The sequence below is a fragment of the Cupriavidus sp. OTU4054 genome (assembly GCF_038440175.1).
Lineage (GTDB): Bacteria > Pseudomonadota > Gammaproteobacteria > Burkholderiales > Burkholderiaceae > Cupriavidus > Cupriavidus pauculus_D.
Map to the genome: position 1 here is coordinate 36,662 of NZ_JASATF010000002.1, position 15,967 is coordinate 52,628.

Here is a 15,967-nt window from a genome sequence, read left to right on the forward strand (position 1 = left end):
CGGCGAGGTTACTGGCGCCGGTACTGCGCCAGCGCCGCGGCCAGCGCGGCAATCTCGTCGTCGCTCGTGTAGTAATGCGGCGTCAGCCGCAACAGCGCGCGCGCATCGGGCGATCGAAAGGCCCACGGCGTGTGCTGGAGCCCAACGGCCGCCGTGTGGATCTCCTGCGCGCGCAGCGCATCGCTCAGTGCCTCGGCGCCCGGCAGGTACGCGGGCAATGCATAGGTGATCAGCGCGCTGTTATCGGCATCGGCCGCCTCGCGCGGCAGCCAGCCGCAGGCGGCTTCAATGGCCGTCACGATACGGCCACGCACCTGAGCGATGGTTCCCGCGATGCGATCGAGCCCGACTGCCTGCGCGTAATCGCTGGCCGCCCGAAACGCGAGCTTGAGCCCCGGATGCATTTCGCTCGGTTCGAAGCGGATCGCGCCTTCCCGCACATGCATGTCGTCCGCGGACCAGTACGCACCCCGGACATCGAGCCCATCGGGCAGATCGAGCAGCCGCAGCGCGCGCTCGGAATAATGCGCGGCCGCCATGCCGCGCGGACCGCGCAGCCATTTGCGGGGCGGAAACAGCAGTACGTCGGCGCCGCTGGCGCGTACGTCGAAGGGACGCTGGCCGATCAGGTGACTGGCATCGAGCAAGAACAGCCCATCGCGCGCATGCACGAGTTCGCCGATGCCATCGAGCGGCAACACGGTGCCGAACGTTGCCGACACGGCAGGCAGCGAGACCACGGGCATCGCGCCGGGCGCCATATCGCGCAGTGCCTGCCGCACCTGTTCCAGCAACGGCGTATCGGCATCGGCCGGCAGCACGGTCAGCGCGATTCGCCCCTTGCGCAGGGCCACGCGCAGATACGCGGCATTGGCTGCGTACTCGGACGCGGCACTGATCACGTGCACCGGACGGGAGGACTGCAATGCGCCGCTGAGCGCCGTCGCCCATGCCGCGCTGGCCGAAGGCGCAAGCGCAATGGAGTGGGCCGGAACGCCGAGCAGGCGCCCGATGCTCGCATGCACGTCCCCGAGGGTCTCCGCATGCTCGGCCAGCGCGCGATGCGGCCCCACGGCACGCTCGCGCCCGATCCAGCCCGACAATGCGTCGAGCACCGCAGCCGGCGCCAGACTCGCCGAACCGTTATTGAAATGCGCCGTGGCGCCGTGCGCCGGCGTCTCGCGCCGAATGCGTGCCAGCGCCTCGTGATCGAGCGCGCGCCATGTCGGATGTCCCGGTATTTCCATGCATTCCCCTGCGGAAACCGGCGCGTTCGCGCCGTGCATCGCGCATGGTACATGAGCCGAAAAAGTGGTGCAGAGGACGTGGTGCAGAGCGGTTACGCGAAGATTCCCCTTCGGGTTTAACGAGCGCTGCCGATATACGGGCAGCGCTGGCACGACTGGCGTCCACAGGTCCGTCAGAGACCTCGCAGTGCACTCGTCAAACAAGCTAGAGAACGGGGAGTTCTTCATGATGTTCAGCAAATCCTGGACCGTCCGGGGCAAGCTGCGCGCGAGTTATGGCGCGCTGGTGGCCATTGTCCTGATCGTGTCGGCACTGTCGATCTATGCGCTCGGCGACGCCAATCGCCGCTTTGCCGGATTTATCGACGGCATCAACGGCCGGGCGCTGCTTGCGCACGACATCCGCACGGCCGTCGATCGACGTGCCATCGCGGCGCGCAATCTCGTGCTGGTCACTACCGACGCGGACCGCAAGCTCGAGTACGCCGAAGTCCAGCGCGCCCACGAGGAAGTCATGCACAAGCTGGAAACGCTGCAGTCGCGCATTGCGAGCGCGCCGGACGCGAGCGACACCGCGCGCAGGCTGGTGGCGGATATCGCGCGCGTGGAGTCGCGCTATGGGCCCGTCGCGCTCGATATCGTGCGTCTGGCGATGGCCGGCGAGCGCGAGCAGGCCGTCACCAAGATCAACGTCGAATGCCGGCCGCTGCTGGCCGCGCTGGTACAGGCAACGGACGCCTACCAGCAATACACGGCTGGCCGCGCCGAACAGAGCGTGAGCGACGCCGAAGCGCGCGCCGTGACCCTGCGCAACACGGTGCTGGGCATCAGCCTCCTCGCGCTGGCGGCGGCCATCGGATTCGGGCTGCTGATCACGCGCGGGCTGCTGCGCGCGCTCGGTGCCGAACCGTCGGTCCTGAGCGCGGCGACGCAACGCGTGGCGTCGGGCGACCTGAGCCCGATCGACGGTGCGGACGCCGCCTACGCAGGCAGCGTGCTGGCGTCCATGGGCGTGATGCAGAACGGGCTGGTGCACCTCATCGGCAAGGTCCGCCATGCGTCCGACGCGATTGCTTCCGGTTCGGCCGAGATCGCCTCCGGCACCGACGACCTGTCGTCGCGCACCACGCAGCAGGCCGCATCGCTCGAAGAAACCGCGGCGAGCATGGAAGAGCTGACCACCACGGTGCGCCAGACGGCCGAGCACGCGACGCGCGCCAACGATCTGGCGTCCGATGCCTCCGATGTGGCGCGGCGCGGCGGCGGCCACGTCGGTAACGTGGTGCGCACGATGCACGATATCAACGAGAGCTCGGCGCGCATCGAGGACATCGTCGGGATCATCGAGGGCATTGCGTTCCAGACCAATATCCTCGCGCTCAATGCGGCCGTGGAAGCCGCGCGTGCCGGGGAGCAGGGGCGTGGCTTCGCGGTGGTGGCGGGCGAGGTCCGGACGCTGGCGCAGCGTTCCTCGACGGCGGCCAAGGAGATCAAGACGCTGATCCATGCGTCGCTGGAAAAGATCCGCAATGGGTCGGGCGTAGCGGAAGAAGCGGGCAAGACCATGTCCGAGGTCATGCACGCGGTGGAGCGCGTGACGCAGATCATCGCCAAGATCACGAGCGCGGCCGGCGAGCAGAGCCGTGGCATCGGCCAGATCAATCAGGCGATCGTGCAGATGGACGAGGTGACGCAGCGCAACGCCGCGCTCGTGGAGCAGGCGGCTGCCGCTTCGCGCTCGCTCGAAGACCAGGGGCGCGAACTCGATCGCGCGGTGGCGTACTTCCGGGCGGCGTGATCGGGCAAGGCACGGTCCTTGCGCGCCCCGGTGTATCGATCATCCACCGGAGCGCGGCATGACCAAGGTATCGAAGGGCGTCTCGAAGGGCGTCTCGAAGGGGGACAAGGTCCGTTGGCAGACCTCGCAAGGCCCCACCGAAGGCACGGTCACCCGCAAGGTGACCGCTACCGCCAAGGCCGGCGGCCATACGGCCAAGGCCACGCCGGCCGACCCGCAATATGAGGTAAAGAGCGCACGCAGCGGGAAAAAAGCGATTCACAAGGCGGATGCGCTGAAGAAGATCGGCTGAGTCCGGTGCACGCACCTTGCATGTCGGAGGCAGATGCGTAGAATACTGTATATCCATACAGTATCGGCGCCCGCCCCCATGGAACTGCTCACCAAACTCGAGATTCTGGCGGATGCCGCCAAGTACGACGCCTCCTGCGCCAGCAGTGGTGCGCCCAGGCGCGACTCGCGCGGGCGAGAGGGGCTGGGTGCCAGCACGGGCGCCGGCATCTGCCACAGCTTTACGCCGGATGGCCGCTGCGTCTCGCTGCTCAAGATCCTGCTGACCAATTTCTGCCAGTACGATTGCCAATATTGCGTGAACCGGCGGTCCAGCAATGTGCCCCGGGCGCGGTTTCTGCCGAGCGAGGTCGTGGACCTGACGCTCGATTTTTACCGCCGCAACTATATCGACGGGCTGTTCCTGAGCTCGGGCATCATCCGCAGCGCCGACTACACGATGGAGCAGCTGGTCGAGGTGGCGCGATCGCTGCGCGAGGACCATCGGTTCCGCGGCTATATCCACCTGAAGACGATTCCGGATGCCGATCCGAAACTGATCGACGCGGCCGGACGTCATGCGGACCGGCTCAGCGTCAACATCGAATTGCCGACCGACGGCGGCCTGCAGCGGCTGGCGCCCGAGAAGAGCGTGCATACGATCAAGCGCGCGATGGGGACCATCCGGCTGGCGCAGGAAGAGGCCGAGCACGAAAAGCGGGCGCCGCATCATGCGCCAGCCAAGGCGCCGGCCGGACAGAGCACGCAGATGATCGTCGGCGCCGATGACGCCGATGACCGCACGATTCTCCAGACCGCGCAGACGCTCTATGGCGCGTACAAGCTCAAGCGCGTCTATTACTCGGCGTTCAGCCCGATCCCCGACAGTCCCGGCGGGTTGCCGGCCAAGGCGCCCCCGCTGTTGCGCGAGCATCGGCTCTATCAGGCGGACTTTCTGTTGCGCGGCTACGGGTTCGGCGCGGAGGAGCTGTTCCAGAACGATGGCGACCTGCCGCTCGATATCGATCCCAAGCTGGCCTGGGCGCTGGCACACCGCGAGTCGTTTCCCGTCGATCTGAATCGCGCGCCGCAGCGGATGATTGCGCGTGTGCCGGGCATCGGCATGCGCAATGCCAAACGGATCGCCGAGTTGCGGCGGTTGCGCGCGGTGCGGTACCAGGACCTCGTGCGGCTGCGGTGTGCGATGGATACGGTCAAGCCGTTCGTCGTCGTGCAGGACTATCGGCCCGCGCTCGCGGATCCGACGTCCGAGCAACTGCGGCGCGCCTTGTCACCGCTGCAGCCGATGCAGCAGCAACTCGCCTTGTTATGAGCATGGCCGCGCGCACGCTTACCGTCGAGTGCGCGGTCGGCGGCGGTTATGCCGCGTGGCGCGAGCAGGCATTGCGCGCGCTGGCCGCGCAGTGGGCGCCGGAAACGGTGACATGGCTCGAACGCGGCCCGGGGCGGGCGACGGCGATGGAGCAACTGGCGCTGGACGCCGCACCCGTCCCGGATGCATTCCCCGAGGCCGCTGCATCGCCGGCACTTGCATCGCCGTCACCTCCCCAGGTCCGCATTTCCAAAGCGCTTTCCCAGTTGCTGCGCGACGCCGCGCGATTCCGCTCGCCCGAACGCTGGGCATTCCTCTACCGCGTGCTCTGGCGCTGGCAGCAGGGCGACCGCGCCGTCGCCTCCGCCGCCGACGAGGACGGCGCGCGCCTGCATGCCATGGCGAAATCGGTCCGCCGCGCGATGCACGACATGATCGCCTACGTGCGCTTTCGCGAATGCGGCGGGCCGCCGCCCGGCCCCGAGGCCGACGCCATCGCCGCCGGCGAAGTGGCCGGCGATCTGCCGCAGTTCGTCGCATGGTACGAACCGGACCACGACGTGCTCGAAGAAGCGGCCGAGCATTTTGCCAAACGCATGGGCACGGCATCGTGGTGGATCGGCACGCCGCAGGGCGCGGCGCTCTGGAACGGCCAGACGATGCAGTTGTCGGCGGCACCGGACGACGCCGATGCGTCCGGCGCGGCGGCATTGCACAACGCCGCCGCCGGCGACCGCGCCGAACCGCTATGGCTCGCGTACTACCGCAGCACGTTCAATCCGGCGCGCATCAACGAGGGCGCGCTGCACCAGCACATGCCGGTGCGCTTCTGGAAAGGCCTGCCCGAAGGCGCGCTGATTCCCGGCATGGTCGCCGAAGCGCGCAATGGCGCGCGCCGCGTGGCGCAGGCAGGCACCGTGGGCGCGATGCGCGGCAAGCAGGTGGCCGTGGAGGCCGAACAGGCGTTGCCGCAGCGCGCGGCCCCGACGTCGCTCGACCAATGCCGCCGCTGCGAACTCTGGCAGCACGCGACGCAGGCGGTCGCGGGCCACGGCCCGGACGCCGCGCGCATCATGCTCGTGGGCGAGCAGCCCGGCGATCAGGAAGATCTGGCCGGACGGCCGTTCGTGGGTCCCGCCGGCAAGGTGCTGAACGATGCGATGCGCCGCGCCGGCGTGGCACCGGACACGGTCTTCATGACCAATGCGGTCAAACATTTCAAATGGATCGCAAGCGGAAAGCGGCGCCTGCACAAGACCCCCGCGCAACGCGAGGTGGAGGCCTGCGCCCACTGGCTGGAACAGGAGCGCGCGACGGTGCGGCCCATGGTCATCGTCACGCTCGGTGCCACGGCCCTGCGCGCGATCCTCGGGCACAAGGCCGAGTTGCGCGATTATCTGGACACCCCCGTTCGTACCGACGACGGCACGTGGCTCGTCGCGACATGGCATCCGTCGTACGCGTTGCGCGCGCGCGAACCGGGCGCGCCGCAGAAGATCGCGGCTGCCATCGAAGCGGCCATGGCCTGCGCGAGACGGCTCGCCGACAGCTAAGAAGATTCGTGCACACGCAAGCGTCGTCGGCGTTACATTTTCACAGCGTTTAACCACGCACTATCGTGCGGACTGCTAGTTTCCAGGGTGATCACCGATGAACGAGGAGTCCTGCCATGATCGAAGTTGTCCAGGCGTTCGACCGCAAGCCGATTGCCGATATCGAGAGCGACGACGCCGCGGCGCTGGAGCGCAAGCTCGTCACGGCCCGGCGGCTGTTCCGCGACCGGTCCACATGGATTCCCGTTCATGAGCGCATGGCCATCCTGCAACGGCTGGCCGCGCTCATGGAGGCCGAACGCGATGCGCTCGGCATGCAGATCGCGCGCGAGGGCGGCAAGCCGCTGACCGATGCGCTGATCGAGACCGATCGCGCGATCGATGGCGTGCGCAATGGCATCGACGTGCTGCGCACGAAGGCCGGGCGTGAGATTCCGATGGGCCTTACGCGCGCGAGCGACGCGCGGCGCGCGTTCACGATCGTCGAGCCGATCGGCGTCGTGGCGGCCATCTCGGCATTCAATCATCCGCTGAATCTCGTCGTGCACCAGATCGTGCCGGCCATCGTCGCGGGCTGTCCGGTCATCATCAAGCCCGCGGGGCCGACGCCGCTGTCCTGCCTGCGGTTCGCCGAACTCGTGCGGGAGGCGGGATTGCCCGATGGCTGGTGCCAGACCTTCGTGCCTGAATCGACCGACCTCGCCGAGAAGCTCGTCACCGATCCGCGCACGGCATTCCTGAGCTTTATCGGCTCCGCGCGCGTGGGCTGGCATCTGCGTTCGAAGCTCGCGCCGGGCGCGCGCTGCGCGCTCGAGCACGGCGGCGTGGCACCGGCCATCATCGACCGCTCCGCCGATCTCGACAAGATCGTCGAGCCGCTGGTCAAGGGCGGGTACTACCACGCGGGGCAGGTCTGCGTTTCCACGCAGCGCATCTACGTGCATGCCGATCTTGCCGACGCGTTCACCGAGCGCTTTGCCGCGCGCGTGGCGCAACTGAAGGTGGGCGATCCCACGCTGGCGGAAACGGAAGTGGGGCCGCTGATCTCGCCGAAGGAGGCCGCGCGCGTGCAGAGCTGGATCGACGAGGCCGTGACCGGCGGCGCGCGGCTGATCGGCGGCGGCCGTCTGAGCGACACCACGCTCAAGCCGTCGGTGCTGGTCGAACCGCCGCGCGATGCCAAGGTCTCCACGCTGGAAGTCTTCGGTCCGCTTACCTGCATCTATCGCTACACCGATATCGACGAGGCGATCGAATCGGCCAATTCGCTGCCGGTCGCATTCCAGGCGAGCGTGTTCACCGAGAACCTGCGCGTGGCGCTCGACGCGGCGGAGCGCCTCGATGCCTCGGCGGTCATGATCAACGACCACACCGCGTTCCGTACGGACTGGATGCCCTTTGCGGGCCGCCGCGAATCGGGTTACGGCATCGGCGGCATTCCGTGGACCGTCGATGAGATGACCGAAGAGAAGATGATCGTCTTCAAGTCATGACCCATTTTTTACCACCCTCGGAGAGGAATCGATGTTGAAGCATGTCGTGCGAACGCTGGCCGCGGTGGCCGTGAGCCTGGGAATGGTGGGAGTCGCGGGAGTCGTGACACCTGCCCGCGCGCAGAGTGCGCCCCCCGTGACGATGGGCCAGATCAACCTGACCTTCTACGTCGCCACCGGCGCGGTGGTGCAGGCCGTGCTCGAAGATCTGGGCCACAAGGTCACCGTGTCCGAAGGCAATCACCCGACCATCTACGACCGTCTTGGCAAGGGGGAGGTCGATATGCTCGTCGCCTCGTGGCTGCCGAATGCGCATGGCAAGCTGCAGGCGCCGCTCGCCAGCCAGCTTGTCGAGGCGACCACGCTCTACGAGGGCGCGAAGCTCTACTGGGCCGTGCCCGCGCATGTGCCCGAATCGGCGGTGCGTTCGGTGGATGACCTGCGCAAGCCCGACGTGGCCGCGCGCATGGACAAGGACATCATCGGCGTCGGGCCCGGGTCGGGATTGATGGTGGGTTCCGGCGAGATCATGAAGCGCTACGGGCTCGAAGCGGCCGGCTACAAGCTCGGCATCGCGCCGGCGCCGGAATGGGCCAGGCGCCTCGCCGACGCGACCGCATCGGGCAAGTGGATGGTCATGCCGCTCTGGCAGCCGCAGTACCTGAACGCGGTATATCCGGTGCGCGCGCTCGAGGAACCGCAGGGCGTGTTCGGTACCGATCGGGCGGTGGTGGTGGTACGCAAGGCGATATGGGAGACATGGCCCGCGCGCACGCGCACGGTGCTGTCGCGCGTGCAGCTGGGCATTCCCGTCGTGACCGAGCTCGAACGGCAGATCGTCGTGGACAAGAAGCCGTCGGCGCAGGTCGCGCGCGACTGGATGCGCGCGAACCCCGACATCGTCAAGGCATGGTTCGCGCAGTAATGCGGGGCTAGTCTTCAGGCGGCGCTGGCAATGGCCGCCTCGAGCGCCTCGGTGGCCGCGGCCCTGGCGCTGCTTACATCGAGCAGCGTCTTGCGGAACGACTCCACGAGCGGGCGCAGATTCACACGATGCCATGCCGCCCACAGCGGCGTGCGATATGCGAACCACGGCAGTTCGTGCAGCACCACGCCATCGGGCGCCTGGTGACGCAGGCTCTGCTGGATCGTCGTCACCCCGAGCCCGGCCGCCACGAGTCCCAGCGCGGCCAGCGGCTCCGTCGCTTCCATCTTGATCGTCGGCGTAAAGCCGGCCCGCGCGCACGCGGCGATGAACGTATCGTGGCGCAGCACGCTTTCCTTGTGCATCACGCCGATCCACTCCTGCGCGGCCAGGTCGTCGGGCGTGAACTGCGTGGCGTTGGCGAGCGGATGCGAGGCGGGCAGCACGAGCAGCATCGGATCGTTGAGCACCTGCGCCGCGTCGAGATCGGGATCGTCGGCCGGAGGGGGCTCGCAGACCAGCGCGATATCGAGGCTGCGCTGGCGCAGGCCTTCGAGTTGCGCGGCCGATTGCTGGTTGTAGAGCGCGATATGCACGGCGGGGCGCGTCTCGCGCAGCTGCCGCAACGCATTGGGCAGCACGCCCGAATGCATCGCGTACTCGAGGTAGCCGATGCACAGGCCGCCTTCGTCGCCGCTGCCGAGCCGTCGCGCGAGCGATTCAAGCCGGCTGGCGTGCGTGAGGAACGCGCGCGCCTCGGCAAGAAACACCCGGCCATCGCGCGTGAGGCGAATGCGTTGCTGCGCGCGCTCGAACAGCACGAGGCCGAGTTTTTCCTCGAGCTGGGCGATCTGCCGGCTCAGCGGAGACTGGGAAATATGCAGCCGTTCGGCGGCACGGCCGACGTGCTCGTCCTCGGCGACCGCCACGAAATAGTGCAGTTGGCGGATATCCAGCATGCGGGTACTCCTGATGTTTCAAGTCTCCTGCATTTTGTCCCGAGCCGCGACGCGCCGCAACTGCATGGCGCGCTTCGTACGCGCGATGGGCGCCAGTGCGCAGATCAGGCCACCGCGCAGGAACATCACCGTGCCCACGAACAACAGTCCGCTGACGATCGTGACCGATTCGCCGAGCGCGTTGAGTGCAGGAATGCCGGTCAGCGATGCGAGCGAGGCGCCGATATCGCCGATGCGCGTCTCCAGCGTGACGATGACGAGCGCACCGAGCACGGGGCCCCAGCGCGTGCCGATGCCGCCCAGCAGCGCCATCAGGATCACGGTGCCCGACATCGACCAGTGCACGTCGGTCAGCGTCTCGAAACCGAGCACGAGCACCTTGAGCGAGCCGGCAAGCCCGGAGATCGCGGCCGACAGCACGAACGCGAGCAGCTTGAAGCGGTCCGCGTCATAGCCGAGCGAGACGGCGCGCGGCTCATGCTCCTTGATCGCGGCCAGCACGGACCCGAACGGCGAGGCGACGATACGGCCGAGCAGCACGAATGCGGCGGCGACGATCGCCACGACCACGTAATAGAGCACGCGATCGTCCTCCAGCGACAGCAGGCCGAACAGGTTGCCGCGCGGCACACCCTGCAGGCCGTCCTCGCCCCCCGTGAACGGCGCCTGCAGGCAGGCGAAGTACAGCATCTGCGCGAGGGCGAGCGTGATCATCGAGAAGTAGATGCCCTGGCGGCGAATGGCCAGCGCACCCATGCCCGCGCCGAGTAACGCACCGGTCAGCGTGCCCACGAGCAGGGCCAGCTCGGGCGTGATGCCCCAGTGCTTGAGCGCATGGCCCGCGATATAGCCGGCGCCGCCGAAGAGTGCCGCGTGGCCGAACGACAGCAGGCCCGCGTAGCCGATTAGCAGGTTGAACGCGCAGGCGAACAGCGCGAAGCACAGCACCTTCAGCACGAACAGCGGATAGACGCCCGCAAATGGCGCGACGAGGATGACGACGAGAACGAGCAGGGGGAGTATTTTCTTGTCCACGGCAGGAATCCTCAGGGGTTCTATTTGTCTTTGCCGAACAGGCCGGCGGGACGAATCAGCAGCACGATGGCCATGATCGCGAACACGACCGTGGCGGAGGCCTCGGGATAGAACACCTTGGTCAGGCCCTCGATGACGCCGAGGCCCAGGCCCGTGAGAATCGAGCCCATGATCGAACCCATGCCGCCGATCACGACCACCGCGAACACGACGATGATCAGGTTCTGGCCCATGAGCGGCGAGATCTGGATGACGGGCGCCGCGAGCACGCCCGCGAACGCGGCCAGCGCCACGCCGAAGCCATACGTCAGCGTGACCATGAGCGGCACGTTGATGCCGAACGCCTCGACCATCTTCGGGTTTTCGGTGCCGGCACGCAGATAGGCGCCGAGCTTGGTCTTCTCGATCACGTACCACGTGGCGATACAGACGACGAGCGAGGCCACCACGACCCAGCCGCGATAGTTCGGCAGGATCATGAAGCCGAGGTCGGTCGCGCCCTGCAGCGCTTCTGGCGGCGAGTACGGCAGGCCCGACACGCCGTAGATGGAGCGGAGCACGCCCTCGATCACGAGCGTGATGCCGAGCGTCAGCAGCAGGCCGTAGATGTGATCGAGCTTGTAGATCCACCGCAGCATGGTCTTCTCGATGATCACGCCGAGCGCGCCGACAACGAGCGGCGAGAGTGCGAGCATCACCCAGTAGTTGAGGCCCGCATACTCCATGCCGGCCCACGCGAGCACGGCGCCGAGCATGAACAGCGCACCGTGCGCGAAATTGATCACGTTGAGCAGGCCGAAGATCACGGCCAGCCCCAGACTCAGCATCGCGTAGAACGCGCCATTGACGAGGCCCAGCAGCAGCTGGGACAGCAGCGCCGGCAGCGGATAGCCGAAGATATCCATCGTGTTCAGACTCCCAGCAATTCGTTGAGGACGGGCATCTTCTTCTGGAGCTCGTTGGCCGCGAAGCGTTCGACGATGTTGCCGTGTTCCATGACGTAGAAGCGGTCCGCGAGCGGCGCGGCGAAGCGGAAGTTCTGCTCCACCATCACCACCGTGTAGCCCTTCTTCTTGAGCGTGAGGATCATGCGCGCGAGCGCCTGCACGATGACGGGCGCCAGCCCTTCCGAGATCTCGTCGAGCAGCAGCAGGTTCGCGCCCGTGCGCAGGATGCGGCCGACGGCCAGCATCTGCTGCTCGCCGCCCGAGAGGCGTGTGCCCTGACTCTGCCGGCGTTCGGCGAGGTTCGGGAACATCTCGTAGATCTCGGCCTCGCTCATGGCCTCCTTCATGCCCGCCCGTTGGTGCTTCAGTGGGGGTGGCAGCCGCAGGTTCTCTTCGCACGAGAGGCTCGAGAAGATGGCCCGCTCTTCCGGGCAGTAGCCGATGCCGTAGTGCGCGATCTTGTGCGTGGGCAGGCCGATGGTCTCGTGCCCGTTCACCTGGATCGAGCCCTTGCGCGTGCCCGTGAGGCCCATGATCGCGCGCAGCGTCGTGGTGCGGCCCGCGCCGTTGCGGCCCAGCAGCGTGACCACTTCACCGTGGTTCACGGTGAGGTTCACGCCGTGCAGGATGTGCGATTCGCCATACCAGGCGTGCAGGCCCTCGATCTCGAGGGCAGGGATGGTGGATGTCATCTCAGTGCGCCCCCTGCAGTTCGGCATCGACGGTGCCCATGTACGCTTCCATCACGCGCGGGTCCTTCGACACCTCCGCGTACGAACCTTCGGCGAGAATCGCGCCACGCTGCAGGACGGTGATCTTGTCGGCGATCGACGAGACCACGTTCATGTTGTGCTCGACCATCAGGATCGTGCGGCCCGCGGAGACCTTCCTGATCAACTGCGTCACGCGGTCCACATCCTCGTGGCCCATGCCCTGCGTGGGCTCGTCCAGCAGCATGAGTTCCGGTTCCATCGCGAGCGTGGTGGCGATCTCGAGCGCGCGCTTGCGGCCGTACGGCAGGTTCACCGTGACGGTCTCCGCGAACTCGGTCAGGCCGACCTGCTCCAGCAGCGCCATCGCGCGATCGTTCAGCACGTCGAGCGAACGCTCGCTGCGCCAGAACTGGAACGCGGTGCCGAGCTGGCGTTGCAGACCGATGCGAACGTTTTCCCGCACCGTGAGGTGCGGGAAAACGGCCGAGATCTGAAACGAGCGGATCACGCCGCGGCGCGCGATCTGCGCGGGCTTGTCGCGCGTGATGTCGATACCGTTGAACAGGATCGTGCCCGTCGTCGGTTCGAGGAACTTCGTCAGCAGGTTGAAACATGTGGTCTTGCCGGCCCCGTTGGGGCCGATCAAGGCATGAATCGAACCACGCTTCACGCGCAGGTTCACGTCGCTGACCGCGGTAAAACCCTTGAACGTCTTGGTCAGCGCGTGCGTCTCGAGTATCAGATCGTCTGGAGTCATGCCGTGTACGAGCCTGGGGCCGGGCTACTTCGAGGCGTTCTTGAAGACCCGGCACTGGCTGTTGCCGACCGGCAGGAATACGTCGTCGCCGGGCAGCGTTTTCTCCAGTGCGTACAGATCCCACGGCCCCTTCGACTCCTCGGGGTTCTTCACGCGGAAGTAGTAGTAGTCATGCACCATGCGGCCGTCGGGGCGTAGCTTGGGATTGCGTACCACGTCGTCCTGGATGGGAAGCTGGTGCATGGTGCGGATGGCCACCTGGGCGTCATCGGACTTGCTGGATGCCACGGCCTTCAGGTAGTGCAGCACGGACGAGTAGACACCGGCGTGCGTCAGCGACGGCGGTCCCTTCTTGTAGATGTCCATGAAGCGCTTGCTGAAGCGGCGCGTGCCGTCGTCGATGTCCCAGTAGAAGCTCTCCGGAAAGCGCAGCCCCTTGGCCTGGTCGAGACCGATGCCCTTGATCTCGTAGACCGTCGGGAAGAACGCCGCCTGCATCTTCTTGGCGCCGAGCTTGAACTGGCTCGCGGTCTTGATGGCATTGGCCGAGTCCGCGCCCGAGTTGACGTACGCGATCACGTCCGCGTTGGACTGCTGCGCGGCGATGATCTGCGACGACATGTCGCTGCTGTTGAGCGGGTGCTTGGTCTCGCCGACGGTCTGCGCGCCAAGCGCCTCCAGCTGCTTGCGCGCCTCGGCGGCCGCCGCGTTGCCGTACGCGTAGTCCACCGTGATGAAGTACCAGCGTTGCTTCGCCTGCGCGATGCCCTTGATGGCCGCGGCGGTCTGCGAGTAGGTGTCCCACATCCACTGCACGACGTACTCGGGCTGGCAGTCCTCGTTGGTAATGCGCACGGGACCGCCGGCGAACAGCGCGGCCTTCTTCTTCTGCACGGCCAGGCTCTCCATGGCGAGCGCCACCGCGGAGTTGACCATGTCAGCGTAGGCATCCACCTTGTTGACGTCGGCCCACTCGCGGGCCTTGGCCAGCGCGATATCGGTCTTGTTCTGATGGTCGGCGGTCAGCAGCTCGATCTTCAGTCCCTTGCACTCTCTGGCGAGACAGTCATCGATGGCCATCTGGGCGGCCACGACCGACCCCTGGCCGGAGAACTGCGAGAACGCGCCCGACATGTCGGTCAGCAGACCGATGCGGACCACGCCGTCGGAGATCTCGGCCTGCGCGCCAGCGGCGCCAAGCAGCAGCGCCGACGCCGCGATCGACTTCACAAACGATTGGGACAGCACACCACTGAAACGATGCTTCATGATTTCTATTCCCCCAAAGAGTGCCGCACGGTCTAGCGCGCGCTGGCTACCATGCCATCACAGATATCGGCTTCCACCAGTTCCGGGGTGCGCTCGCTCGCATCGCCGTAACCGCCCCCGCCGCCCATGAACACCTTGACACGGTCGCCCTTGTTCAGCGTGACCATCGACTTCGACGCCAGGCGTTCGGTGACGCCGTTGCGCGTGATTTCGCAATAGCCGCGCTTGCCTTCCTCGCCGCCGAAGAGCCCGCGTGGTGCATAACGGTGACGGTCCGCGTAGATTGCAAATACCACGCCATCCTTGAGCACCGAGTATTCGCGGCTGAAACCGGCACCGCCACGGTGCTTGCCCGTGCCGAAGGAGTCCGCTTCCAGCGCGTAACGCTCCAGACGGAAGAAGTCGTACTCCATGTCGAGCGCTTCCGCTGGCGTGTTCGCGCAATTGGAGAGCGGCGAGTCCACCGCATCGCAACCGTCGCCGTGCTGCGAGCCACCGTAGCCGCCGCCGAAGATTTCAAGATAGACGCTGTAGCTCTCGTCGCGCTGGATGGAGAAGCATGCGGCGGTCAGCGTGTCGAAGCCCGTGGCGATGACCTTCTCGGGCACCACCGTGGACAGCGCGCGCATGACGGCGTTGTAGATCCGGTAGTTGGCCTCCAGGCGCGCGCGCACCGGCGACGGCGGCGCCGGGTTCAGGATCGACCCGTACGGCGCCGAGATGCGGACCGCGCGCAGAATGCCGTCGTTAAACGGGATATCCGGCGAGGTGAGGATCGACTTGACCACCGTGACCGCGGCGGACACCGTGCACGAGTACGGCGAGTTGAGGTTGCGGCGTACCTGCGGGCTGCTGCCGTCGAAGTCGATGTCGATCGAGTCGCCGGCCACGGTGACCTTGGCCTTGATCAGCAGCGGTTCGTCGCTGACACCGTCGTCGTCGATCACATCTTCGCCGTAGTACACGCCATCGGGCACCTGCTGGATGGCGGCGCGGAAGCGGCGCTCCGAGTAGTTGACCATTTCGGCCATGACTTCGGTGACCGTCGCTTCGCCGTACTTGTCGCAGAGCTGCGTGACGCGCGCATTGGCAATGGCATTGGCCGCGAACATCGCGTTCATGTCGCCGATGGTCAGGTCCGGCACGCGGATATTGGCGCGCACGAGCTGCTCGAACGGACCGCCGTCCCAGTCCTTGCTCTTCGACCACTTGGTCAGCGGCAGGCGCAGGCCTTCCTGATAGATGTCGCTGGCACCGGGGTCCAGGCCCGGGGCGCCGCCGCCAAAATCGATCTGGTGCGCCACGCTGGCCGCGAAGCCGATGAGCTTTCCGCTGTAGAAGATCGGGCAGAAGATATAGACGTCGGGCAAGTGCTGGCCACCCGAGTACGGATCGTTCGTGATCATGAAGTCGTCCGGCGTGATCGTCTCCGCCGGATGCTTCTTGAGCAGCGCCTTCAGCGTCATGCCGATGGGACCCAGCTGGATGGGAATCAGCTCGGCCTGGGCGACGATGTCGCCATGCACGTTGGCAATCGCGGCGGAGCCGTCGCTGGCCTCGCGCAGGATGGTGGTATACGCGGAGCGAATCAGCTTGACGCCCATCTCGCGGGCGGCCGCGAGCATGCTCTGGCTGATGATCGCGTTGTCGAACGGATTGACCGGCATG

At 66.6% G+C, this 15,967-nt stretch carries 14 protein-coding genes; 6 read left to right on the forward strand and 8 right to left on the reverse strand.

Going from position 1 to position 15,967, the window contains the following annotated elements:
• Positions 1–8: 8 nt before the first annotated feature.
• Positions 9–1,247 (reverse strand): aminotransferase class V-fold PLP-dependent enzyme, encoded by a 1,239-nt coding sequence (locus AAHB16_RS03020; RefSeq protein WP_342050041.1) that lies wholly within the window; start codon positions 1,245–1,247, stop codon positions 9–11.
• Positions 1,248–1,476: 229 nt separating this feature from the next.
• Here AAHB16_RS03020 and AAHB16_RS03025 point away from each other — a divergent pair, with 229 nt between their 5' ends.
• The 6 genes from AAHB16_RS03025 (at position 1,477) to AAHB16_RS03050 (ending at position 8,619) form a co-directional block, all read left to right on the forward strand.
• Positions 1,477–3,045: a methyl-accepting chemotaxis protein gene (locus AAHB16_RS03025; RefSeq protein WP_342050257.1), complete on the forward strand. Its 1,569-nt coding sequence runs from the start codon at positions 1,477–1,479 to the stop codon at positions 3,043–3,045.
• A gap of 58 nt (positions 3,046–3,103) precedes the next feature.
• Positions 3,104–3,337: a DUF2945 domain-containing protein gene (locus AAHB16_RS03030; RefSeq protein WP_150374322.1), complete on the forward strand. Its 234-nt coding sequence runs from the start codon at positions 3,104–3,106 to the stop codon at positions 3,335–3,337.
• A gap of 78 nt (positions 3,338–3,415) precedes the next feature.
• Positions 3,416–4,648, forward strand: a complete 1,233-nt coding sequence (locus AAHB16_RS03035) for a putative DNA modification/repair radical SAM protein (RefSeq protein ID WP_150374323.1) — start codon at positions 3,416–3,418, stop codon at positions 4,646–4,648.
• A gap of 2 nt (positions 4,649–4,650) precedes the next feature.
• Complete coding sequence (locus AAHB16_RS03040) at positions 4,651–6,201, forward strand: UdgX family uracil-DNA binding protein (protein WP_342050042.1); 1,551 nt, start codon at positions 4,651–4,653, stop codon at positions 6,199–6,201.
• 116 nt (positions 6,202–6,317) lie between these two features.
• Positions 6,318–7,694, forward strand: coding sequence for an aldehyde dehydrogenase family protein (locus tag AAHB16_RS03045; RefSeq protein ID WP_150374325.1), 1,377 nt, complete (start codon positions 6,318–6,320; stop codon positions 7,692–7,694).
• A gap of 31 nt (positions 7,695–7,725) precedes the next feature.
• A complete protein-coding gene (locus tag AAHB16_RS03050; RefSeq protein ID WP_342050043.1) occupies positions 7,726–8,619 on the forward strand; it encodes a glycine betaine ABC transporter substrate-binding protein in 894 nt (297 codons plus the stop codon).
• A 14-nt stretch (positions 8,620–8,633) separates the two neighbouring features.
• Here AAHB16_RS03050 and AAHB16_RS03055 read toward each other — a convergent pair whose 3' ends face one another.
• From AAHB16_RS03055 to AAHB16_RS03085, 7 genes are read right to left on the reverse strand one after another with little or no spacing between them, the layout of a single operon-like run.
• Positions 8,634–9,578, reverse strand: coding sequence for a LysR family transcriptional regulator (locus AAHB16_RS03055; RefSeq protein WP_150374327.1), 945 nt, complete (start codon positions 9,576–9,578; stop codon positions 8,634–8,636).
• 18 nt (positions 9,579–9,596) lie between these two features.
• Complete coding sequence (locus tag AAHB16_RS03060; RefSeq protein WP_342050044.1) at positions 9,597–10,613, reverse strand: branched-chain amino acid ABC transporter permease; 1,017 nt, start codon at positions 10,611–10,613, stop codon at positions 9,597–9,599.
• A 20-nt stretch (positions 10,614–10,633) separates the two neighbouring features.
• A complete protein-coding gene (locus AAHB16_RS03065; RefSeq protein ID WP_342050045.1) occupies positions 10,634–11,518 on the reverse strand; it encodes a branched-chain amino acid ABC transporter permease in 885 nt (294 codons plus the stop codon).
• A 5-nt stretch (positions 11,519–11,523) separates the two neighbouring features.
• Positions 11,524–12,252: an ABC transporter ATP-binding protein gene (locus AAHB16_RS03070; RefSeq protein ID WP_342050046.1), complete on the reverse strand. Its 729-nt coding sequence runs from the start codon at positions 12,250–12,252 to the stop codon at positions 11,524–11,526.
• Between the two features lies 1 nt (position 12,253).
• Complete coding sequence (locus AAHB16_RS03075; RefSeq protein WP_150374331.1) at positions 12,254–13,030, reverse strand: ABC transporter ATP-binding protein; 777 nt, start codon at positions 13,028–13,030, stop codon at positions 12,254–12,256.
• Positions 13,031–13,054: 24 nt separating this feature from the next.
• Positions 13,055–14,299, reverse strand: coding sequence for an ABC transporter substrate-binding protein (locus tag AAHB16_RS03080; protein ID WP_223851695.1), 1,245 nt, complete (start codon positions 14,297–14,299; stop codon positions 13,055–13,057).
• A 32-nt stretch (positions 14,300–14,331) separates the two neighbouring features.
• Positions 14,332–15,966, reverse strand: coding sequence for a hydantoinase B/oxoprolinase family protein (locus tag AAHB16_RS03085; RefSeq protein ID WP_342050047.1), 1,635 nt, complete (start codon positions 15,964–15,966; stop codon positions 14,332–14,334).
• Position 15,967 lies beyond the last annotated feature (1 nt).

What these genes read in the sequence shown, in the direction of transcription:
- AAHB16_RS03020 (WP_342050041.1), bottom strand. Translation starts at nt 1,247, where the DNA reads ATGGAAATACCGGGACATCCGACATGGCGCGCGCTCGATCACGAGGCG.
- AAHB16_RS03025 (WP_342050257.1), top strand. Translation starts at nt 1,477, where the DNA reads ATGTTCAGCAAATCCTGGACCGTCCGGGGCAAGCTGCGCGCGAGTTAT.
- AAHB16_RS03030 (WP_150374322.1), top strand. Translation starts at nt 3,104, where the DNA reads ATGACCAAGGTATCGAAGGGCGTCTCGAAGGGCGTCTCGAAGGGGGAC.
- AAHB16_RS03035 (WP_150374323.1), top strand. Translation starts at nt 3,416, where the DNA reads ATGGAACTGCTCACCAAACTCGAGATTCTGGCGGATGCCGCCAAGTAC.
- AAHB16_RS03040 (WP_342050042.1), top strand. Translation starts at nt 4,651, where the DNA reads ATGGCCGCGCGCACGCTTACCGTCGAGTGCGCGGTCGGCGGCGGTTAT.
- AAHB16_RS03045 (WP_150374325.1), top strand. Translation starts at nt 6,318, where the DNA reads ATGATCGAAGTTGTCCAGGCGTTCGACCGCAAGCCGATTGCCGATATC.
- AAHB16_RS03050 (WP_342050043.1), top strand. Translation starts at nt 7,726, where the DNA reads ATGTTGAAGCATGTCGTGCGAACGCTGGCCGCGGTGGCCGTGAGCCTG.
- AAHB16_RS03055 (WP_150374327.1), bottom strand. Translation starts at nt 9,578, where the DNA reads ATGCTGGATATCCGCCAACTGCACTATTTCGTGGCGGTCGCCGAGGAC.
- AAHB16_RS03065 (WP_342050045.1), bottom strand. Translation starts at nt 11,518, where the DNA reads ATGGATATCTTCGGCTATCCGCTGCCGGCGCTGCTGTCCCAGCTGCTG.
- AAHB16_RS03070 (WP_342050046.1), bottom strand. Translation starts at nt 12,252, where the DNA reads ATGACATCCACCATCCCTGCCCTCGAGATCGAGGGCCTGCACGCCTGG.
- AAHB16_RS03075 (WP_150374331.1), bottom strand. Translation starts at nt 13,030, where the DNA reads ATGACTCCAGACGATCTGATACTCGAGACGCACGCGCTGACCAAGACG.
- AAHB16_RS03080 (WP_223851695.1), bottom strand. Translation starts at nt 14,299, where the DNA reads ATGAAGCATCGTTTCAGTGGTGTGCTGTCCCAATCGTTTGTGAAGTCG.
- AAHB16_RS03085 (WP_342050047.1), bottom strand. Translation starts at nt 15,966, where the DNA reads ATGCCGGTCAATCCGTTCGACAACGCGATCATCAGCCAGAGCATGCTC.